The organism is Streptomyces sp. NPDC046303 (assembly GCF_055588085.1).
Map to the genome: position 1 here is coordinate 17,557 of NZ_JBVJFA010000046.1, position 21,938 is coordinate 39,494.

Sequence of the window (21,938 nt, forward strand, 5' to 3'; positions counted from 1 at the left end):
CAGCCTGCTCCCCGCGCACGCGGGGATGGACCCCGCTCGGGGTCGAACTCGACGCCATCACCGTCCTGCTCCCCGCGCACGCGGGGATGGACCTTGGCCCCGGACCCCCGTCCGTACAACCTAGGACTTTTCATCCCCCGGCCCTGACGCTACAAGGACCCGGACCACGTCGGCAGAGGAGCACCGCGCGGGATGTGGAGCAGGCACTCGGGCGTGGTCCGCGCCGGGGCGCTCCCCGCGATCGACGCATGGTGCCCACACGGCGCTGCCGCGCCGACCCCGTGGTGCGTGTCGCGCGCGCCTGAATCCGACGAGTGGTTTTTGCCGCCAACTTCCTCACGGCGGAGGGTGCGTACCCGAGCGACCGCAACTAGGGTGACGTGATCAGATCAGGTAGACGGTGAGGGGGTGCGCGCTCGGTGAGCGGCGTATGGGTTGGGGAAGGCCAGTGGCCTCACCGCCCCCGCCACCCGCCTCCTCCAGCCCTCTCGATGTCCTGACACAACGGCACGTTTCCTCTTGCGACAGGGGCAACGCGCACACGCAACATCTGACTCGCCCATCAACGCATCACCACAACCGAATCCACCTGAGGGTGCTCCAGCAGGCGCGTTGCGACCGCGCCGGCCTACCGCCAGGAACCTGTTCATACGGTCTGAGCGCTGTCTTGGACCTCTGTCCGCGTTCTCCGCGACGGGAGGCCCCCTCTTTCGCCCGCAGGGGGCTGCCACGTGACCAGTTTTTCCCGTCCTGCGCCGGAGGCCGGATCGTCGGACGCGCGGATGCGCGCCGTCGCGGCGATGCTCGCCGCCGTCCGGGCCCAGGATTCCGACCCGTTCGAGGTCGAAGCAGAGGACGAGCTTCCCTACGTCCAGCTCGGCCACTGGATCGGCCTCGCCGACATCGATGCGAAGGCCAAGGAGCTGTACTGGCTCCTGGCTCTCCACCTCAACCGCCGCCGCGGCGACCGCTACGTATGGCCGACCACCGAAATCCTCGCCCTGCTGATGGGCTACTCCCGAGGCGACAAGATCACGAAGTTCGTGCGGGAGCTCGAAGGGATCGGTGCCGTCACCGTCATCAAGGTCCCCGACGGCCGCGGTCCGCAGCACAAGAACGTCTACAAGCTGCGCAGGACCCCGCCCGCCGACTACAGCGGTCCACGCTCCTTGGGCCAGTTCTACGACCGGCTCGGCCACGCCTACGCAGAGGCCGTCCTGGAAGGCGCAGGTATCGAGGCCGCCAGCGAAAGCAGGCCCGCAGGTCAGCCCGTGTCCCCTCGAATGGGGGGAGACGGGCGGGGTGCGTACCCCGGGTTAGGGGGTCATGTTCCCCCTCAGCGGGGGGCTGACGTCCCCCCTGAGTCCGGGGCGGTAACCACAAGAAGCCCTAACAAGAAGAAGGACAACGAGAGCCAGGCGCCTTCGGCGCGTAGCGCCGGTGACGCCCGGAGGGCTACTACAGGTAGTAGGGCGCGCGCGACGGGCGGCCGGGCCGCGGCGAACGGCGCCCAGGCGCCTCGGCAGTGGGCGGGTGTCGGCAAGGGCCAGGTCCGTATGACGCAGGTCCAGGCCCGTGCCGTGCGTTCGGTCGAGGAGGGCTATCCGCCCGAGCTGGCGGGCGCCATGCCCGCCCACCGTCCCAAGGTGGTCCGGGATGTGATCCTCGATCTGCTGGGCGCCGGACCGGAGCAGCGCACGGCGCAGCAGCTCGCCCGCCGGGTCGCGCGGCGCTGGCATTCATGGGGATACGCGCAGAAGCACCGCGACGGCGAGATCGTCAGCTATCCGGCTGTCGTCAGCGAACTGCTGAGGATCAATCACTGCGGGAATCCGCGCTGTGAAGACGGTGAGGACGTCGACGACGGGCATCCGTGCCACGCGTGCCCCGAAAGGCACCGGATCCGGCGAAGTCGTGGACGTGCGGCGGTGCCTGCTGCGCGCCAGGTGGCAGGCCGGCTTGGCCGCTGGGAGTGCGTGGAGCCTTCCTGCCGGCGGCCCGGCCGGGGTGAAGGGCCGCGCAGTGGGCTGTGCCCGCAGTGCCGGGAGGCGGCTGCTCAGGCGCAGGAAGCCGTACGGCGCCGGGCGGCGGAGTTCGCCCTCGAGGAGGATGCCCTGCAAGGGCCGGCGGCGGCGCGCGAGCACGCGCAGGCGCGGCGGTGACGGACGGGCCCCCCGGGGATACCGGGAAGGGGCCCGTCTTCGTCAGGCGGCTACCGGAGTCCGCCCGACGCCGTCCTGGGGCGGCTGGTACCGCGCGTCACAGGTTCGTCGGCTCCGCTGCCCGCCGGGGTTCCCGGTCGAGGATGCTCTGCTCTCTGGGGGTCAGCTGCGGTCCGTCGAGCAGGGGCCGGCGAAGGCCGCGAGCAGCCGCGAGCAGGACGTCGGGGTGGCCCAGGACCGTGGCCGGCTTCTTCATCGTCATCACGTCGGTCAGTGCCTTGACGACGAGGAAGTTGCCGATGGCGGTGTGGCTGAGCCGGTGTACGTACCGGGCTGCGACCTTGTCGGCGAAGGTGGGAGCCTTGCCGATGGCGCTCGGATAGAAGCGGTCCTGGCCTACGGCGAGCAGCCATGCCGCGGCGGCCGGGCGCGCGACGGCCTTCTGCGCCTGGGCGGCGAACCTCGGTGCGGTCACGGAAATCCTGGCGGCGGTGTCGCGCAGGGCCACCGCGCCGAGGGCTGCGGCGGACATGCCGTGGCCGTAGACGGGGTTGAGGCTGGTGGCGGCGTCGCCGACGACGACGAACCCGGCCGGCATCGCGACCTTTTCGAACCGGCGCTGCCGGTTGGCGGTGCGGCCGTAGACGACGACGTCGCTGACGGGCTCGGCGCGGGCCAGGAACTCGGCGGCCAGCGGGTGGCGGACGCCGCGGGCGAAGTCCTCGAAGAGGGCCTCGTCGGCACTGGGCTCGCCGCCGCGGGTGCCGGAGAGGCTGACGTGCCACTGCCCGTCCTCGATCGAGATGATCGAGACGACCTGGCCGGGCCTGCCCTCCCGCGGGTCGGCCTGGATGTGGATGACGGGCCAGTCCGACTCGGCGCCCTCGGGGGCCCGGTAGCGGCGGCTGGCGTACCGTACGCCGGCGTCCACGACCGTTTCGGGGACCTCGGGCGCGCCGATGGCGGTGAGCCACTCGGGAGCCTTGGAATCCCGGCCGGTGGCGTCGATGACCAGGTCGGCCGTGAGCTCGCTCTCCTCGTGGTGCTCGTCCCGCACCCGGACACCGGTCACCTTGGAGGCGGTCCCCATCAGGGCGGTGACGGTGATGCCGGTGCGCACCGAGACGTTCGGGAGGGCAAGGACAGCGGTGCGTACGCCCCAGTCGATCAGGTCCCGGCTGGCGCCGATGAGGTAGTGGGTCTCGGTCCACCGCCGGTACCAGCCCGCGGGGGAGAAGGACACCATGCCGGTGGGTATCGGTATGCGGTGCGCCCCGGCCTTCAGCCATGTGTCGGTCATGCCCGGCAGCAGCGATTCGATCGCGTCGGCGCCGCCCGCCCACAGCATGTGGGCATGGGCGGCCTGGGGAAGTCTGGGCCGGGGCGCCGCGGAGTCGGGGAGGGCTTTGTCCCGCTCGACGATGAGGACTTCGGCGGCGTGCGGTGCCAGGGCCGCGGCCGCGAGGGTACCGGCGAGACTGCCGCCGAGGATGAGGACGCGGGCCGCGCCGGTGGGCTGCTGAATCATCGGATGCTGCTTTCTAGGACCGCCGCCTCGCGGGTGGCTCGGACGATGGGGGACTTCGACAGAGCCTTGGACAGCCGCACGAGGCCGGCGATGCCGCCGGCGGAGGTGAGCAGCGGTCCGTCGGTCGCCCTGTCGGCGCCGGTGCCCTGTCGGGGTGTCTTGCTGGTCCACACGACGAGGGCGTGGGCCAGGGCGGCGGCGTCCGCGACGGCGTGCGCGTCCTCGTCCGTCCGCGCCGTCGCGAGGGCCTCGCGCAGAGCGGCGGCGTGGATCTCGGGGTCCAGACACGGGTGGAGGGTCAGGATCCCGTCGTAGATGTCCGACTCGAGCTGGCAGACCCGTACCTCCATCGGGGTCCACAGGCCGCCGGCCAGGTTGATGCTGTGCTGTGTGGCGACCCGCAGCTCCCGCCACGCGGGCTGCAGCTGGTAGTACCGCACCCAGGGGTTGACCATGTTGATGAGCCGCTGCGACAGCAGGGGCAGCACGAAGCCGATGCCGATCAGCAGGGCGGAAACCGCCGCGATCGGCGGCGCGATCGGCCAGCTGAGGTGGTCCAGGTTGTGGCCGGTCCAGCGTGCGCCGACCGCCGTGAACTTCAGGGCGTCGTAGACCAGGTTCAGGATGTAGCCGATGACGATCAGGACCAGCCCGGCGCGCAGCGGGCCGTGGACCACCCGTGCCCAGCGGGTGCACAGCACGGTCATGGTGACCGCGGCCGTGGTGTGCGCGACCAGGTACAGGACGATCATTTCGCGGATGTACGGGGTGTTCGCGTAGTACGTGTCGAGGTCGACCAGCCGTTCGACGGGGGCGTCGCCGAGGGCGAAGAGCCCGAAGAGCGTCGCGATGACCGTGAGGGTGGCCCAGTTGCACCAGCGGGACCACCGGGCAGCCTGCGCGGCTTTGTCGGGTCCGCTGCTCCAGCGGATGATGAGCACCAGGTTGGACCCGGAGAACGCCGTGAGGATCGCGTACACGACCGGGGCGGCGAAGTTCGGGAGGCCGCTGATGCGGTTGATCGCGGCGATGGAGGGCACCGCGGCGACGGCGAAGACCCCGGCGGCGACGAAGAGCAGCATGCAGACGGACCGCAGCAGCTCGTCCTTGGGATTGCGCCACAGCGGAGGCAGCTTCAGGCAGCCGGCCACGAAGAGGAGGGCGCCGGGTATGTAGAAGGCGACGCCGTTGGGGTTGCTCACGAAGCGACCTGCTGACCGGGGTCGTCTGGGAGCGCGTTCTGGGCGGCGGACCAGAGGGGGGCGCACCGGGGGGCTGACGGCGCGACGTTGCGGGCCTGGGGGAGGCGGGGGCCATTCATTGGGGGTGTCTTTCTCATGAGGCGGCCACGGTGTGGTGTCGAAGGGCGCCGTACTGGCGGGAGATACGGGCGATTCCCCGGGGTCCGGTGCTGAGCACGGCGCCGAGGGCGGCAGTTCCCGACTCCTGGGATTCCTCGCCGATCTCGACGGCGGACTCCTTGGCCGCGATGGCGTGCGCGATCATGGTGGCGGCGGCCATGGCCCACGCGTCGTCGGGGCTGGCTCCCTCACCGACCGCCTTTTCGCGGCAAGCCGTCATGGTCTGCGCGTCGCAGTACGGGGCCAGGGCCAGCAGGTCATCGTGGATGTCCGTCTCGCGGTCGAAGAGCCGGGATGCGAGGGGGCCCCGCCAGGAGGTGGTGGCGGGCAGGCCCGTGAGCGTGCGGAGCCGGTGCCACAGAGGACGCATCCACCGGTAGGTCCGCCAGGCCTCCCAGGCCGCAACGGCCCGCCTGCCCTGCGGCAGGAGGAATCCGGCGGTGGTCAGGACGGCGCCCATACCGGCCAGCGGCGGCGCGAGTTCTGTGCTGAGGAAGTCGAGGTTCCCGCCGGTCCAGCGGGCTGCGACGGCGGCGGCCTTGGCCACGCCGAAGCCGGTACTGAAGGCGAATCCGGCGACGAGCGTCAGCAGGCCCGCCCGCAGCCACCCGTCGACGGTGCGCGACCACCGCCAGCACATCGTCGGCACGACCATGCCGACCACGAGGTGCCAGGAGAGGTAGACCACGATCATTTCACGGATCCACGGGGTGGACGCGTAGTGGGTGTCGAGGTCCCGCAGCCGCTCCACCGGCGCGTCGCCCAGGGCGAAGGCCACGACGATCAGGAGGATGACGGTGCCGCAGGCGGCGACCCACCGCCGGACGCGGCGCTGGACCTCCTTGCCGAGCCCCTCACGCCAGTACGCGAGCAGGATGATGCAGCAGGTGTTGAAGACGCTGAGGATCGCGTACACCAGCGGCCCGGAGACGTTCGGTATCCCCACGGTGCGGTTCACCACGGTGATCGTGGGAGGCGCGGCGAAGGCGAATCCGGCGCTGGCCATGAACAGCAGGCCGGCGATGGCCCTGACCATGGGGTCGTGCCGCCGCCGGACGAGGCCGGGCAACTTCACCAGGAAGCCCGCGGCGAGGGCGGCGGCCGGTATGTAGTAGTCCGAGCCGTTCATCAGCCATCGCCGAGAGAAGCCTGGATCCTGGCTGCCGGACCCTCCAGGATCCGCTGCGCGGGGTCGAACTCCACCAGGTGCCGGAAGCGACGGCCCATCATGCGGCCGTACTGCTCGGCCTCGGCCTCGTCGCCGGGCACGGCGTGGGTCCGGGCGGCAACCAGGCGCAGCGCTTCGTCGAGGTCGCCGAGTTCGCCGAGGTCGCCGGCGTCGAGGAGCTCGTCTCCGAGCCCGAGCAGGCGCGTGGCGACCTGCGTGCCCAGGACGTGCGTGCCGCAGTGCCCGCGGACCATGTGCCAGATCTCGTGGCCCAGGATGACCAGGGCGTGGAACGCGCTGGTGCTCTTGGCGACGACGATGACGTCCTCGGTCTCGCGGTCGAGCCACAGACCCGACACCGGGCCCAGACCCTGCGGGAAGTCCCGGCGCACGATCCGTACGGGACGGGCCGGATCACCCCGGTACTCGCTCAGGTACCCCGCGATGCGGTCGATCAGGTCATCGATGTCCTTGGGGGCGGGCTCGCCCAGGCCCGCGTACAACTCATCGCACAGCCGGACCATTTCCTCTTCCAGCCGCGCACTCTCCCTGCGCTTCCTCACGATCCCCATCCTTGCCTCCCCACCCTTGCCTCCTCACCTGCGCACCGCGAGCAATGCCACCGATCCGTAACCCTCCGCGCCGTTGGCGGTGACGGGTCATTGCGTCTGCTGCTGGTCGTCCACGATGAGGTTCAGGAGGTCCTGCATCGCGGCCAGGGTTTCCGGCGCGCCGCGGAAGGCAACCGACCGGAGCTTGTACTTCTCCTTGAGCTCGCGGAGGCCGGAGAGCTGCCGTGCCTGCTCGTCTGCCAGCTTCTCCTCGAGGGCGCGGGCGAGCGCCTGGGAGGGGGTCGCGGTCAGGAAGCCCCTGGGAACCTTGAAAAGGTCCTCGATCCGGGCAGCCAGTTCCAGGCTGGGTACCTTGCGTCCTTTGAGGAGCTCGCCGACCCACTGGGGGGTCACGTCGGCTCCGGCGGCGATCTCGCCCTGCGAGTACTGGCCGCCGTCCGGGCGCAGGCGGGTCTCGCGGAGGAACGCCAGCCGCTCGGCGACCTGTTGCTGGAAGTCGGTCTGGGGCATGGGCCGCCGGGTCAGTCCCGCCCGCACGACGCTGACCGGCAGGCCGGTACTCATCGACAGGGGGACCGGGTCGAGGACCGCGGCCCAGTCGAGGTCGGCCTCCTCGACCAACTGCTCAAGGAGACCGAGGCTCTTCAGATGCGGGTCACCCTCGTCGGTCACGATGTCTCCTGGCGGGGTTGGTGGCAGTGCGGCTGCTGGAGGATAGTGCTCCGACCTGCGCAACCACTAGATCAGAGCGACGATCGATTCCACAACTGAAACGATCCTCGACTTGGAACCGTTGCAAGCGGATGCCGGGTCTTCCGGAAGGACGAGGGACGCCAGCCGCCACGAACCAGCAGATCAGGTGTGGTTCGTCCGGCCGTCTCGTGAGCTCGCTGATGGACGAGTGACGCCACCGGCACGATGAAATGATCGTTTCATGTCCTGAAATGATCGTTGACAGGGGTGTGGTGCACGTACCAGGATCCTGACTCGTGATCGAAACGATCACGGGCACGGCCTGCGTGTCCGGCCTGCTCGCCCCTGCCTGACCGACACCTGACGGACCGAATCTTTCCAAGCGATGCGGACGCCCTTGCGACCGGCTGCTGCACCACCGCGAAAGGGCGGATGGCCGCCCCTCCTGCGACGGAGGAACGGCCACCCGGTGTGACTCGCCCGAGTCATCGCACCACCGGATCGTGGACCTGAATCCATTCCCGGAGGTGTGGCATGTGTGTGCGACCACGCGTGCTCTCGAGCAGCATAACCGCGGCCCCTGCCCGTTGCACCGGCCAGCTGGCGAAGAGTGAACTCGTGCTGCCCACGCGCCCCGTGAGCGCTCGAGCCACCGGACTCCTCCGGATGAGCCCATGGACGACGTCCAGCGCCTTGCCGCTGGGGAGCGGCAAGCCGCGCGGTGTCGTCCGCCCAGGCCTTCGGTGATGCGCGAGCAGGACGGTGTCCAGGTACCCGTGCGGGTTCCGCCCGGTGATGCGGCGCGGCCAGGGGCTACACCCTGCCTGTCACAGCCGTCCCGACCGTGCACCCCCGGCTCCCTCACCTGCTGCCAACCGCTCGACGGCGCCCGGGCGCTCCGGCGGTCCGGCCCAACACAAGGCCCGCCGCGAGTACGAGACCCGCGTCAGCACCCGCGCACCGATCGGACCACTCTTCGGCCATGTTCCAGACGCCTGCAGAAGTGCGCCTCCCCGCCGAGCTGGTGCCCGGCGGGGAGGCGGGTGTAGCAGTCGCTGCCGTCAGCAGCGGTGCCCCGGCCGTTGGGCGCGATCTGCGGGTTCTTCGGTCAGCCGAAGTAGCCGAAGAGGTCGACGATCACCTGGGTGGAGCCCCAGCCGAGGTTGGCGATCTCCACCTTGCCGTCGGCGCCCACGGGCACGGTCACCAGGTTGGCCACTGTCCTGCCGGTCGTCCAGTTGAGGGTTGGACGAGTTGGGGCGAGTGGCGCCTGAGGGCCAGGCGGTCAGGTGGCCGTCGGACTTCGGGTCGGTCACGGTCACGTTGAGAACGACCGCCTTCGCGCCGGACTGCGGCACACCCGAACGGCCCGCGACCTGCAACGACACTTCGCCGCCAGCTGCCACCAGGACGGTCCCCGGACCGCCGACCGCCTCCCGGGTGTCCAGCAGCCGTGCTGGAGTAAGCGCCGTGAAGAGGTTGTCCCCTGTGGCACTGTGCCTGGCAGCCGCACCTGCGGTCCGAGAGCTGAGGAAGCGACGATAGCCACGCCTCGCTGCTCCGCCAGCGGCGCGAACGGCGCGAACGGCGCCATGACTCCATATCCCGTTATGGCTGCGGGGTGGCGCCGTCGTAGGTGATCTCCTGGCGCTGGAAGCCGGAGTACTGATCGTCGTCGTCGATCTCGGGAATCGTGAGGCCTGGAACCGGGACGGCTGCGACCGTGGTGGTGCGGGTGGCGCTCGTGCCCTTGCGCTTGTCGCCGCGCATGCCCTGCATGAAGACCTTGACGGTCTTGGAGCGGGTCTTGTCGGTGGCTCCGGTGTAGGCGGTGACCTTGCCGTAGCCCCGCCACTTTGACCAAGTGCGCTCGTCCTCGGGGGTCAGGGGATCGTCGTTGTAGTGCCAGGCCGGGCTTTCGTAGGTGTAGGAGTACTCGACGAGGTCGTTCTGGCCGGCCGGGTCGGCAACGGTGACCGCGCTGACGTTGTACTTGTGGAACCAGTCGAGCTTGGGGTCACCGCCTTGATGGGCCAGTAGACCGGGTAGCAGGACAGGGCGTTGTCGTCCTCGGCCGTCGGCATCCTGGTACCGCGCACGCACTGCGGGTCGGAAAGGGTGACCGTGGTGATGGCGCCCGTCTCGGACGTGATCGTGTTGATGCGTGGACGGCTGAGCGGGACCACGTCGTCGGCGTCGGCATCGACCCGATTCTCTCGCATGTGGTAGGTGAAGTCGACCGGCGGGACATCGGCCGTCGCCCCGTTGCGACCGGTGCGCTTGATGGACTTCAGCACCAGCGTCTGGTCGCTGGTGTCGCCCAGATCTCCCGCGTCCAGGTACTCCTGGGTGAGGTCGAAGGTGTCGACGAGCGCGTAGTTGTCGGGTTCGGCCGCCGTGGACCAAGCGTAGGTGTCAATGTCCGTCATGCGCTTGCGGGTGAAGAAGGCCGGGGCGGGCGCCCTGCAGTCTGTCGCACTCACCGAGCAGACCGAGTCGAAGGGGACGTCGGGCCAGTTGTCCGAGGAGTCCGCGGTCAGGTTGTCGCAGCTTGTGGCAAAGCAGCGCTCCTGGTAACCGAAGGTGACCTTGTGGGAGGCATTCGCGGTGAACAGAGTGTCAGCGCGGTGGCCGTAGCGGATCTCGGAAAGGCTACCGCCGCGCGTGTAGGGCAGGAGCTTGGTCTTGTCACCGTTTTTGGCGTAGTGGTTGGTCTCCGCTGCGTACCAGTAGCTGGCGGCGTTGCCGTGCACGTCCTGGACCAGGTCCAGATTCCAGCGCCATGCCTGGCTCTCGGAGCGGTCGGCGAAGGCGGGCCCTTGGTGTAGCCGGGCTCACCGGAGTCGTCGCCGAATACGGGCACCCTCCACGTTGAGTTGGTGCGCTGGTCGCCGGCGCCCGGGAGCTTGTTCAGGCCGAAGGTGTACGTGGTGCCGTCACCGGTGACGACCTTGCAGTACTCGCCGTCGCCATCGCCGTTGCTGGCGCCGGTGGCCCAGGTGATCTGGGAGGCGTCGTCGTCCTTCAGCCGCCACTTGCCGGTTGTGTCGTCCTTGACCAGCTCGGTGGCCTTGCCGTTCAGGACCAGCGACGCGTTCTCGTACTTCCAGCAGAGATCGAACTTGTCCTCGTGGCCGTCGTCGTCACACGAGCCGTAGTTGCGCTCGATGTACGAGGACGTCAGCTCGAACCCCTCGCCCACTTGTGAGCCCTGATTGTTGGTGTTGGCGGTCCGGCCGTAGATGCTGCCGGTGCTGTACGAGAACGACAGGGACGGGGAGGGGCCGGCTGCGGCGGGCGGGACCGCCAGCGGATAGGACCAGGTGAAGGCGCCGCCGGAGGAACCGGACTCCCAGCTTGAGGAGGCAGAGAGCGGTGTCGCCGCGAAGTCGCCCGCACCCTTGGGCGACGTGGTGTCCGTGGCCATCACCGCGAAGACGGCGTCACCATTGCCAAGCCAAGCGTGGTCGCCACGCCATGACGAAGCCGCCGGCGTCATCAATCCCTTGTCCTTGCTGCCGCGCAGGCGGCTGGTCCCTGCCCGGTGGGGAGGAGTCCGCTTGGCAGGCGCGGGTGCGGGCGCTTTCCGTCGATCTGTTCGTGTTGGGCGACGTCGTCGCCTGGGACATTCAGCGGCTGGCCGCAGCGACCCGGTTTCCCGCGACGCTGCTCGGGGTGACCGTGGAGGAGTCGAGTACGCGAGGTGTCCTGCTGCTGCGCAACGTCTCGGGTGAGCTGGAGCCGGCCATCCGTACCGACCGGGGTGACACGGACGCCGGGGCGGCGATGATCATGAGGGCGCAGGCGCTGGTGGGGCGGCCGGGTGTGCAAGATGGTGGCTCCAGAGCCCCAGAAGAGAGCTCCCCGCCGAGCTTGTGCTCGGCGGGGAGGCGGGGTGTGGCAGCCCGCTGCCATCGGCGGCAGTGGAGGGGCCTGATGAGGCGCGACGCGGGTTCCTCGGTCAGCCGAAGTAGCCGAAGAGGTCAACGATCACCTGCGCGGAGCCCCAGCCGAGGTTGGCGATGTCCACCTTGCCGTCGGCGCCCACCGGTACCGTCACCAGGTTGGCCACCGTGCCCCCGGTCGTCCAGTTGAGGTTGGACGAGTCGGGGCGGGTGGTGCCCGAGGGCCAGACGGTCAGGTGGCCGTCGGACTTCGGGTCGGTCACCGTCACGTTCAGCACGACCGCCTTGGCGTCGCCGAGTTCAGGCCGGCCGGAGAGATCGAGCATGGTACTCGCGCGCGCGGGCACCGCACTGGTGGTCCGGGTGTCGAGGACGCGTTTGGGCCCGGCGGTGTGGAAGGTGGCGCCGGTCGGGTCCTCGGAGTAGTAGCCGAAGACATCGGCGACCAGGTGGGCAGTGTCCCAGCTCGCGTTGAACAACTTGACCGCGCCATCCGCCCCAATCGGGACCACCACGTGGTTGGGCACGGTCTGACCCGCCGTCCAGTTGAGGTTGGACGAGTCGGGGCGCGTGGTGCCCGACGGCCACACCGTCAGGTGCCCGGCGTCCTTCGCCTCGGTCACCGTTACGTTCAACACCACGGCTCGGACGCCGCTCTGCGGCACACCGCCGCGCCCGGCGACCTGTAGTGAGACCTCACCGCGGCCGGGTACGGGGGTGGTACCTGGCCGGCCCACCGCGGCTCGCGAGTCCAGCAGGCGCGCCGGGCCGGCCGTGAAGAGGGTGCTGCCGCGGGCGTCCGCTGAGTAGTAGCCGAAGACGTCGGCGATGAGGTGCGCCGTGCCCCAGCCCGCGTTGCGCAGGTTCACCTTGCCGTCCTCACCCACTGGCACCACGACCTGGTTCGCCACCGTCCTGCCGGTGGTCCAGTTGAGGTTGGAGGCATCGGGGCGGGCGGTGCCCGAGGGCCAGGCGGTCAGGTGGCCGTCGGACTTCGGGGCGGTCACTGTCACGTTCAGCACGACGGCCTTCGCGCCGGACTGCGGCACTCCCGACCGGCCCGCGACCTGCAACGACACTTCGCCGCCGGCTGCCACCGGGACGGTCCCCGGGCGGCCGACGGCCTCCCGGGTGTCCAGCAGCCGTGCTGGAGCAAGCGCCGTGAAGCGGTTGCCGGCCTGTAGGGCCGGGATGCCGTTGCTGGCGACATGGATCCGGTGCCCATCGGCGTCGGTCCAGACGATGTTCGCACCGGTGCGGTCGACGGCCCAGGACCTCTGCGGCTGCCGGAAGGTCTTCCACTCCTTGCCCTCAGCGAGCGTGCGCACCTGCACGGTGTTCTCGCCGCCGGAGACCTTGATGCCGTCGTAAAAGTCGAGCAGCAGCAGTCGGCCGGTGGCCCGGTCCTGGCGTACCAGATAGCCGTTGCCGAGCAGCGACTCGCGGCCCCAGGTCACGTTGGACCAGCCGACGGTCTGCACCGGTACCGAGAGGGTGTGGCGGGTCACCGTGTCGTACACCCCGCTGGTGCGCACGGTGCCATCGTTGTCCTGGCAGCTCCAGCTGACGAACCGCCCGACGGCCTCGAGCAGCGTGGCCGGGCACGGCGTGGTGAAGGTGCCGCGGTCCGTCTCGCCCCGTATGTCGGTGGCGTAGACGGTGGTGCTGCCCTCCTTGGAGGTCCACAGCGTGTCACCCTGCACTGCGACGCCTGTCGCCCGAGTGCGGAACACCTCGGCGCGGCTGTCGAGGTCGCCGATGATCACCAGGTGGTTGGACGCCGCATTGCCGTAGGCGGTCAGGGCGAGTGCCACGTAGCGGCCCGAGGCGTCCGCGGTCTGCAGGCCGTCGAGGTCACCGACGGGAATGGTGCCCGCCCAGTCCAGGCTGCCGGCCTTGCGGATCGTAGCCGCGTTCCGGGTCACCGGCTCGTACTCGAGGTAGCGTCCGTCTCCGGTGGACCGCAGACTGGCGCAGCCGGGTTTGTGGTTGTAGCAGTTGCCGATCGAGTGCCTGCCGTCGAGGTACTCGAAGGTTTTGACCGGGGTGGGGTCGTTCGAGATGCGGTAGCTGCGGAACGAGCCCGTCGTGTCTGCCGGCTGGAAGTGGACGGTGTCCGAGGCGGTAGTGAGCACTCCGCCGCCGATCGACAGGCCGAAGACGGTGGCGGGCGCCGGCGGGACGTCGGCCAGCTTGCCGGCCAACGGCTTGGCAGTACCGTCCGCGGTGAGCCGGAACACCCCCGTCTCGGGCTGGGTGCCGTACCCAGGGGCCTTCGGGCTTCCGACCGCGATGAGAGAGCCGTCCGGCGCGGGCAGCAGCTGGGCGTCGGCGAACTCCAGCAGGTATTCGACGATTCCGGAACGCGAGCCGACAGGCGCGAAGTGCAGTGGACGACCGCGGTTGTCGCCGGAGCTGCCTTCTACGAACCCGGTGCCCACCAGCCACTCGCCGAGCAGCCGCAGTTCGCCGTCCACCGGATTGAAGTAGGTCGAGCTCAGCACGGTCTGCGGCTGTGCCCGGTCCAGCGCTTGCACCGTGTTCTGCTCGCCGGTGCGCAGCACCTTGCCCTTGGCCAGCCGGAAGGTGTGCGCGAACTCGTACTCGTCCTCATCCGGCAGGGGGGTGGTCTGCCCCGTCACCACGTCCACGAGGACGGAGTGGCTGAGGCCGTCCAGGCGGTGCCGCAGAATCAGCGAGTTCTGGTCGCCGTCGTGCACCGAGGTCGCCAGGGCCGCACCGGCCGGCAGCGCCACCTTCGTGCGGACCGTGGAGCCGCCGTCCAGCCGGTTCAGGAACCAGCCGGTCACCGCGGAGGAACTGCCCTCGAACGTCACCACGGTGCGCCCGTACGTCCCGTAGTAGCTCTGCCCGGCGGGGACCTCCACATTGCCCAGCGCGGCGGGCCGGCCGGAAGCCAGGTCGTACAGGCCGACCTTGGCGGTCATGGTTGCCGTCGCCGCCGTGTGGATCGCCGTTGTGTCCGACGAGGTCCCGTAGCGTGGGTCCGGCGCTCCGTGGTAGCTCCGCGAAGGTACCCCCTGGTTCAGGTCTGCACTGACCGGAGCAGGCAGGCGCAGGCCGGTGTCGGTGGTGGCGCCGGTGTCGTACCGGGTCCACAGCAACTGATTGCTGCCTTCGCGGGCGTGCAGCAGGCCGGTGTCGCCGGCCACGAACAGCTGGTCCCTGGCGGGGAGGCCTCGCGGAGCCGCGGGCAGCACCAACTCGGAGGCGGCGCTGGCCGCCGGGGCGGCGACGGCCGAGGTCGGTGCCAGGGTCAGGGAGGCGGCGCTGGTGACCAAGGCCAGCAAGCCGGCTCCCAGCCCACGGCGCAGCCGCGTTGAGCGTCCTATTACTGGTTCCACAACCACCCTCTCGTGGCGAGCACAGGAAGAGGGGTGATGCGGGAGCCGGCCGTGCTCAGACGCTCTCACGTGCTGGCTGGCCTGGCTCCTCGACCGGCCCCCCTCCGATCGCCTCGAAGCGTAACAACAGTGATTTACATCCGCACAGGTGGTTTCCTGTCACCCTCGTCAGGCCCGGATCGCGCAAGCGCCGCGTCTTCGTTCCGACGCTTCTCAATCCCCGAGCACTTCCGACACACGCCTTGAGAGTGAGCCGGATCCGTGGCAGCCGCGCAGGCGACCGCTGCCTGTCCGCGGGCGGGGAGTCCGCCTGGCAGGGCGAGTGCGGGCATTGTCCGTCGATCCGTTCGTGCTGGGAGAAGTCGTAGCCTGGGACGTTCGACGTCGCTGCCAGCCGCGACCCGGTTTCCCGTGACCCTGCTCGCGGTCATCGTGGAGGAGTCGAGCACGCGAGGTGTCCTGTTGCCGACAGATGGTGGTGCACTGCGGGCAGTCCCCGTCGGGCGGCGCCAATACCTCGTGGGGTCGTAGGCGGGTACAGGGGTCGGCTGCTGCTGTCGGTACTCCGTCCCGGTCCACGAGCCGGTCGCGGGCCGGGGGAGCTCGCCGCCCAGGAGGGCGGGGCATGGGGACGCCGCGAAGGTGGTGATGCGCGCGGCCATGACGGCGCCGACACGCCGAACTGCTGGACTTCATCGGCGATGTCATGACCGGGGTACGGAGCCAATAGGCGGCTACACCCGACGATGACCGCAGAAGGCGAGACCGACGGGGGCGGGGCGGGCGCCTGCGTCCTACAGGGCGAGCTCGAGGTACGCGGCCCGCTTGGCCTCGCGCGCCTCGAGGGCCTTTTGCCAGATGGCGAGCGCGAAGGGCGGAATCATGTCGGAGGAGATGTCGGCGGGCAGGCAGAACCGGACTTCCCCGATCTCCGACTCCTGGAGAGTGATGGCCTGCTGCTGTTCCGCGGTGAGCTGGGGACCGTCGAAAACGTAGAAGACGTGGGACCCTTCGGCCCTGGTGACCCAGGCGGTGACGAGCAGATCGCCGATCTCGAGGTCGAGTCCGAGCTCCTCACGGAGTTCGCGGCGGACGGCTGCGGTGGGTATCTCGCCCGCCTCTATGTGACCGCCGGGCAGGTTCCAGCGCTCCTTGTAGACCGGATTGACGATGAGTACGCGCCCCTGCTCGTCCCTGACGATGGCGGCTGCGGAGGCGGTGGCCTGGGTGTGAACGGGTGTGGCGGTCATGAGGTGCTCCTGGGATGAGGGACGGCACGGGCTCGCATGGACATGCCCGGCCGGGGTTCGTATGTACTCCCGGCTCGCGGACCGGGTCCAGCATGTTCAGGCACGCGGCCGCTATTCGATCCGGTCGCAGCTCGCCGCGATCGACGCGACTGAAGATCGGCCGCACGGCATCGCGGAGGGGTCAGGGCGTTCCCACTGCTCCTTCACGGCCCGCGGCCTCCCCGCCGAGTCGATACTCGGCCGAGAGGCCGCGGCCGTACTGCGGGATCGCCCGCTCAGGCGAAGTAGCCGCACAGGTCGACGATCACCTGCGCGGAGCCCCAGCCGAGGTTGGCGATGTCCACCTTGCCGTCGGCGCCCACCGGCACCGTCACCAGGTTGGCCACCGTGCCCCCGGTCGTCCAGTTGAGGTTGGACGAGTCGGGACGGGTCGTGCCCGAGGGCCAGACGGTCAGGTGGCCGTCGGACTTCGGGTCGGTCACCGTCACGTTCAGCACGACCGCCTTGACGCCGCCGAGTTCAGGCCGGCCGGAGAGGTCGAGCACGGTGCTCGCGCGCGCGGGCACCGCGCCCGTGGTGCGGGTGTCGAGCACACGCTGGGGTCCGGCGGGGCGGAACGTGGCACCGGCCTGGTCGTCGGAGTAGTAGCCGAAGACGTCGGCAATCAGGTGCGCGGAGCCCCAGCTCGCGTTGAACAGCTTCACCGCACCGTCCGCGCCGACCGGCACCACCACGTGGTTGGGCACGGTCTGGCCCGCCGTCCAGTTGAGGCTGGACGAGTTCGGCCGGGTGCTGCCCGACGGCCACACCGTCAGGTGCCCTGCGTCCTTCGCGTCCGTCACCGTCACGTTCAGCACGACGGCTTTGACGCCGCTCTGCGGGACACCGCCGCGTCCTGCGACCTGCAGCGTTATCTCACCACGGGCCGGCACCGGGGTGGTGCCCGGCCGGCCGACCGCCGCCCGCGAGTCCAGCAGGCGCGCCGGGCCCGCCGCCGAGTAGGTGCTGCCCTTGGCATCCGCCGAGTAGTAGCCGAAAACGTCCGCGATCAGGTGGGCGGTGCCCCAGCCCGCGTTGCGCAGGTTCACCTTGCCGTCCTCACCCACCGGTGCCACAACCTGGTTCGCCACCGTCCTGCCGGTGGTCCAGTTGAGGTTGGAGGCGTCGGGGCGGGCGGTGCCCGAGGCCCAGACGGTCAGGTGGCCGTCGGACTTCGGGTCCGTCACCGTCACGTTCAGCACGACGGCCTTCACACCGGACTGCGGCACCCCCGCCCGGCCCGCGACCTCCAGCGACACCTCGCCGCCGGCCGCCACCGGGACGGTCCCCGTACGTCCGAGGCCCTCACGGGTGTCCAGCAGTCGCGCCGGGGAGAGTGCGGTGAAGCGGTTGCCGGCCTGGGCGGCCGCGATGCCGTTGTTGGCAACGTGGATGCGCCGCCCGTCGGCGTCGATCCAGACGATGTTCGCGCCGGTACGGTCGACGGCCCAGGACCGGTTCGGGTAGCGGAAGGACTTCCATTCCGCGCCCTGGGCGAGCGTGCGGACCTGCACGGTGTTCTCACCGCCGGAGACCTTGATTCCGTCGTGGAAGTCGAGCAGCAGCAGCCGGCCGGTGGCCAGGTCCTGGCGCACCAGGTAGCCGTCGCCGAGCAGCGACTCTCTGCCCCGGGTCGTGTCCGCCCAGGCAGCACTCTGGACCGGTACCGACAGGGTGTGGCGGGTCACCGTGTCGTACACACCGCTGGTGCGCAGCGTGCCGCTGTCGTCCTGGCAGCCCCAGCTGACGAAGCGCCCAACGGCCTCGAGCAGTGTGGCCGGGCACGGGGTGGTGAAGGTGCCGCGGTCCTGCAGGCCCCGGACGTCGGTGGCGCGGACGGTGGTGCTGCCCTGCGTGGCCGTCCAGAGGGTGTCGCCCTGCACGGCGACGCCGGTCGCCTGCGTCTGGAACACCTGTGTACTGGTGTCGAGATCTCCGACGATCACTTTGTGGTTGGACATCCAGTTGCCGTAAGCGGTCTGCGCGAGCACCATGTAGCGCCCCGAGGCGTCCGCGGTCTGCATACCGCCCTCGCCGTTCATGGGTACGGTGCCCGCCCACTCCCGGTTCCCTGCCTCGCGGATGACGACGTACCGGGTCGTCTCCAACGACTCGTACTCCAGATACCGGCCGTCCCCGGTGGACCGGAGGCCGGCGCAGCCGATGCCGTGGTCGTAGCAGCTCATGATGGAGTGCCTGCCGTCGAGGTATTCGGCGGTCTTGACCGGGGTCGCGTCGTTCGAGACCCGGTAGCTGCGGTAGGCGCCGGTAACGTCGCCCGGCTGGAAGTGGATCGTGTCTGAGGCGGCGGTGAGCACCCCGCCTCCGATCGACAAACCGAACACGGTCGCGGGCGCATGCGGAACGTCGACCAGCTTGTCGATCCGCGGTGCGGCGCTGCCGTCCGCGCTGATCCTGTGAACAGCGGTCTGCGGCTGCGTGTTGAATGCGGGAACCTCAGGGCTGCCGACCGCGAAGAGCGAGCCGTCAGGAGCAGGCAGCAACTGGGTGTCGGCGAAATCCAGCGGGTACTCGACGGTTCCTTCGTTCGGTCCGATGCCGGTGAAGGACAGCGGACGGCCCCGGTTGTCCCCGCTCGTCCCCGTGGGGGACTCGGTGCCGATCAGCCAGTCGCCCAGCAACCGCAGCTCGCCCTTCCCCGGGTCCAAGGAGGAAGTACCGGAGCTCAGCACGGTCTGCGGCTGCGCCCGGTCCAGTACCTCGAACGGGCGCTGGTAGCCGATGTGGAGCACCTTGCCCTTGGCCAAGCGGAAAGCGTTCGTGTGGTCGTACTCTCCCTCGTCAGGCAGCACGGTGGTCTGCCCCGTCACGACGTCCACCAGGGTGGAGTGGGTGAGGTTGTTCAAGCGGTGACGCAGGATCACAGAGTCCTGATCGCCGTCGTGCACCGAGGTCGCCAGGACGGCACCGGCCGGTAGCGCCACCTTGGTACGGACCGTCGAGCCGCCGTCCAAGCGGTTCAAGAACCAGCCGGTGACGGTGGTAGCGGTGCCCTCGAAGGTGAGCACGGTGTGTCCGTACGTCCCGGAGTAGGTCTGCCCTGCAGGGATCGTGATGCTGCCCAGCGCGGTCGGCCGGCCGGTGGTCAGGTTGTACAGATCGACCTTGGCGGGGGCCATTGCCGTGGCAGCCGTGTGGACGGCAACAGTGTCGGAGGAAGTTCCGTAGCGGTGGTCGGGAGCTCCCAGGTATCCACCTGCGGGCTCCCCGCGATCAAGGTTCCCGCTGACCGGGGCGGGCATGCGCAGCCCGGTGTCGGTAGTCGCACCGGTGTCGTACCGGGTCCACAGCAACCGGTCGCTGTCCTCGCGGGCGTGGAGCAGACCGGTGACGCCGGCCACGAAGAGCTGGTCCCTGGCGGGGAGGCCCCGCGGTCCGGCGGGCAGTACCAACTCGGTGGCGGCGGCGCTGGAGGACGGTGCGGCAACCGCCTCGGGCTCAGCCGCGGTCAGTGATCCGAAGCCGGTGAGCAGAGCCAGCGCGGCGGCTCCGAGCCCCCGACGCAGTCGGGACGGTCGTCTTTCGGTTGGGTCCACAACCACCTTCTCATGGGCGAGCACGGGAGGAGGGGGACACCCCTGAGCCGGCCCCGAGTAGCCGCTCTCGCGGGCCGTCGGCCTGGCTCTTTGCGATCGGCCCCCCGCCGGTCGTGTCGGAGCTTAACAACCTTGCTCAGCGGTCCGCACGTGCGTTCCCCTGGTGGTCCCGGTGGTTGACGGGCGGCGTTCTTCGACAACCCGGCCTCCGCCGACGTGATCGCCGACCAGAACGGCTGCTTCACGTCCCGACGAACCGAAAGGCGGCTCTCGGTCTTTCCGGGGGAGCCGTGCCTGAAAACAAAAAGCCGAACACGTCTCTGTGCAATTCTCCTGTTCTGCCACGCAACCGTGAACGGGCTCGATAGCCTTCCCTGCGTAGGTCCTTTCGCAAACGGCTCACGTCATGGTGCCGCTCGTCGGCATGCCTCTCCGCGCGGGGAGTCGTGCCGAGGCGTGCGTACGGTGCGCAGCCTGCTCGGAAGGAGGGACGCCTCAATGGGTCCTGACGAAGAAGGAAGGTCACCGCGGCGAAAGCGCTGGTGGCGGCGGTTCGTACGCACACGTCGTGCGTGCCGGGCCGTTGCGCCGATCGCAGCCGTGGCGGCGTCGGGCGCGACGATCCTGCGCGCTCTGCTGGGGTAGCTGCCTCGGACGTGGTCTCAGCACGCCCGAGGCAGCGGCTCTCCAGGACGGGCCCGTTGCGGGGGAGTTCACCGCAACGGGCTTTCCTGCTGTTACCGCGGAACCGTAAGCGGTAATCTTCCGGGATTCATGCTCCGTGATTCCACGCTACCGCAGCGGCCAGCCGCGTGTGTAACTTGCGCAGTAATCGGCGGCCGAGTTTCCGGCGCTAATTCGGGACGGTAAACGGAAGCGGTAACCCTGGACGGTATCCGGCACAGCTACCTCACCGTGAGGTTAGCTTCACCGACCCCGTCGACGGGCGCGAGCCACGTCCCGAAATCGGTATGTGATCCAGGCTGCCGACCTGCAGGGCGCGGCGGGCCCCCTGCACGAGCGCTTCGCTCCGCGGGTCAGCGCGGTGCCGATCCAAGAACCCTCGTATAAATTCCCTTATACAAGAGTGGTTGCCCAGGAACGATCGTCAGGGGAGGGGCTCATGAGCGAGGATCAGGTGGCTGCGGTGGCTGTCGATGACGGCACGGTCGTCGAGGCCGAGATCGTCGACGCCGAGCTGCTGCCCGCCACCGTCCCACCCGCGCCCTCCCGGCCGCTGATCGACCAGCACACCATCCTCTACCCGGGCGACGCCGTGCCAACGGAGGCGGACGCACCTACGTACACGCGCGCGGACTTCGAGGTGTCCGCGACCACGGCCGACCGCCTGCAGAACAAGGCCGCGCCGGCCAACACCAACCGCAACTACAGCAGCCAGCGCAGGAACTTCTCCCAGTGGTGCGAGGAGATGGGCCGGGTGGCGAGGCCCTGCACGACGGCCACGTACGTGGAGTGGGTCGCCGGCCTGATCGCGCGGGGGATGGCGCCGAACACCATCCGCACGTACATGTCGGGAGTCCGTACATGGATGCCGGAGGACCGGCGGCCGGGCACGACCGAGGCGCGGGGGATGCTGGCCGAGTATCGCAAGGAATGGGGCAAGCGGAACCGGGTCCGCAAGGCCCCGGCCATCACTGAGCCCATGCTGCGCGCCATGGTCGACACCTGCGACCTGCGCACACCGGCCGGGCTACGGGACCGGTGCGCGCTGCTGGTGGGACGCGGGGCGCTCAACCGCCGTATCGAACTCGCCGATCTGGACATCGACGACGTCGAGGTCGAAGACACCGGGGTCGACCTGTGGATCGCGTACTCCAAGACCGACCAGGAGGGGAAGGGCGAGAGCACTTTCATCCCCGCCGACCCCGCCGACCCGCGCTATGACCCGGTGTCGGCCGTACGGGACTGGCTGCACCGCCTGCACCGGATGGGGGTCCACGACGGCCCGTTCATGCGCGCCCTCACCTCGAGGGGCCGACTCCAGAACCGGGCCGCGGCCACCGAGCGCGGCGACTACGTCACCGGCGACGCCCTCAACGACTGGGTCCGCCACCGTGCCTACCTGGCCGGACTGCCCGGCTGGCACCTGATCACCTCCCACGGCCTGCGCCGCGGCGGCGCCCAGGAGATCGCGGACGCCGGCGGCGACCCGACGCAGCAGGGACGGTGGAAACCAGGCTCGGCCACGGTCAAGCGCGAGTACCTCGACCGGGCCCAGTCGCGGGTGCAGAACCCTCGGCACCAGGTCCAGGCTGCGCGCGTACCGCTCCCGAGCTCCCGGGCATGCTCATCCGGCGATGCCACCAACCGCTGCTGA

10 protein-coding genes and 1 pseudogene are annotated in these 21,938 nt (G+C 69.8%); 2 read left to right on the forward strand and 9 right to left on the reverse strand.

Going from position 1 to position 21,938, the window contains the following annotated elements:
* Nucleotides 1–731 precede the first annotated feature (731 nt).
* Nucleotides 732–2,162 (forward strand): hypothetical protein, encoded by a 1,431-nt coding sequence (locus ACZ6I1_RS31625; RefSeq protein ID WP_469292333.1) that lies wholly within the window; start codon nucleotides 732–734, stop codon nucleotides 2,160–2,162.
* A gap of 97 nt (nucleotides 2,163–2,259) precedes the next feature.
* Here the strand turns inward: ACZ6I1_RS31625 and ACZ6I1_RS31630 are convergent, their stop codons facing one another.
* The 9 genes and pseudogenes from ACZ6I1_RS31630 to ACZ6I1_RS31670 all read right to left on the reverse strand — a co-directional run bounded on the left by ACZ6I1_RS31630 (nucleotide 2,260) and on the right by ACZ6I1_RS31670 (nucleotide 19,600).
* Complete coding sequence (locus ACZ6I1_RS31630; protein ID WP_469292334.1) at nucleotides 2,260–3,690, reverse strand: NAD(P)/FAD-dependent oxidoreductase; 1,431 nt, start codon at nucleotides 3,688–3,690, stop codon at nucleotides 2,260–2,262.
* Entirely contained in the window at nucleotides 3,687–4,892 is a 1,206-nt protein-coding gene (locus ACZ6I1_RS31635) for a DUF6545 domain-containing protein (RefSeq protein WP_469292335.1), read from the reverse strand. Before ACZ6I1_RS31635 ends, ACZ6I1_RS31630 begins: the two co-directional genes overlap by 4 nt.
* Before the next feature lie 133 nt (nucleotides 4,893–5,025).
* Entirely contained in the window at nucleotides 5,026–6,180 is a 1,155-nt protein-coding gene (locus ACZ6I1_RS31640; protein ID WP_469292336.1) for an MAB_1171c family putative transporter, read from the reverse strand.
* Nucleotides 6,180–6,782, reverse strand: a complete 603-nt coding sequence (locus tag ACZ6I1_RS31645; protein WP_469292337.1) for a toxin-antitoxin system, toxin component — start codon at nucleotides 6,780–6,782, stop codon at nucleotides 6,180–6,182. Before ACZ6I1_RS31645 ends, ACZ6I1_RS31640 begins: the two co-directional genes overlap by 1 nt.
* A 96-nt stretch (nucleotides 6,783–6,878) precedes the next feature.
* Nucleotides 6,879–7,463 (reverse strand): helix-turn-helix transcriptional regulator, encoded by a 585-nt coding sequence (locus tag ACZ6I1_RS31650; RefSeq protein ID WP_469292338.1) that lies wholly within the window; start codon nucleotides 7,461–7,463, stop codon nucleotides 6,879–6,881.
* A 1,638-nt stretch (nucleotides 7,464–9,101) separates the two neighbouring features.
* Nucleotides 9,102–10,923: pseudogene (locus ACZ6I1_RS31655) on the reverse strand (RHS repeat-associated core domain-containing protein); the annotation flags it as partial.
* A gap of 522 nt (nucleotides 10,924–11,445) precedes the next feature.
* Nucleotides 11,446–14,700 (reverse strand): hypothetical protein, encoded by a 3,255-nt coding sequence (locus ACZ6I1_RS31660; protein ID WP_469292339.1) that lies wholly within the window; start codon nucleotides 14,698–14,700, stop codon nucleotides 11,446–11,448.
* An 848-nt stretch (nucleotides 14,701–15,548) separates the two neighbouring features.
* Nucleotides 15,549–16,004: an NUDIX domain-containing protein gene (locus ACZ6I1_RS31665; RefSeq protein ID WP_469292340.1), complete on the reverse strand. Its 456-nt coding sequence runs from the start codon at nucleotides 16,002–16,004 to the stop codon at nucleotides 15,549–15,551.
* Between the two features lie 275 nt (nucleotides 16,005–16,279).
* On the reverse strand, nucleotides 16,280–19,600 hold the full coding sequence (locus ACZ6I1_RS31670; RefSeq protein ID WP_469292341.1) for a hypothetical protein: 3,321 nt from the start codon (nucleotides 19,598–19,600) through the stop codon (nucleotides 16,280–16,282).
* 1,123 nt (nucleotides 19,601–20,723) lie between these two features.
* Here ACZ6I1_RS31670 and ACZ6I1_RS31675 point away from each other — a divergent pair.
* Nucleotides 20,724–21,938, forward strand: a complete 1,215-nt coding sequence (locus ACZ6I1_RS31675; RefSeq protein ID WP_469292342.1) for a site-specific integrase — start codon at nucleotides 20,724–20,726, stop codon at nucleotides 21,936–21,938.

Coding starts and splice junctions, on each gene's coding strand:
- ACZ6I1_RS31630 (WP_469292334.1), bottom strand. CDS start 3,690: ATGATTCAGCAGCCCACCGGCGCGGCCCGCGTCCTCATCCTCGGCGGC.
- ACZ6I1_RS31640 (WP_469292336.1), bottom strand. CDS start 6,180: ATGAACGGCTCGGACTACTACATACCGGCCGCCGCCCTCGCCGCGGGC.
- ACZ6I1_RS31665 (WP_469292340.1), bottom strand. CDS start 16,004: ATGACCGCCACACCCGTTCACACCCAGGCCACCGCCTCCGCAGCCGCC.
- ACZ6I1_RS31675 (WP_469292342.1), top strand. CDS start 20,724: ATGAGCGAGGATCAGGTGGCTGCGGTGGCTGTCGATGACGGCACGGTC.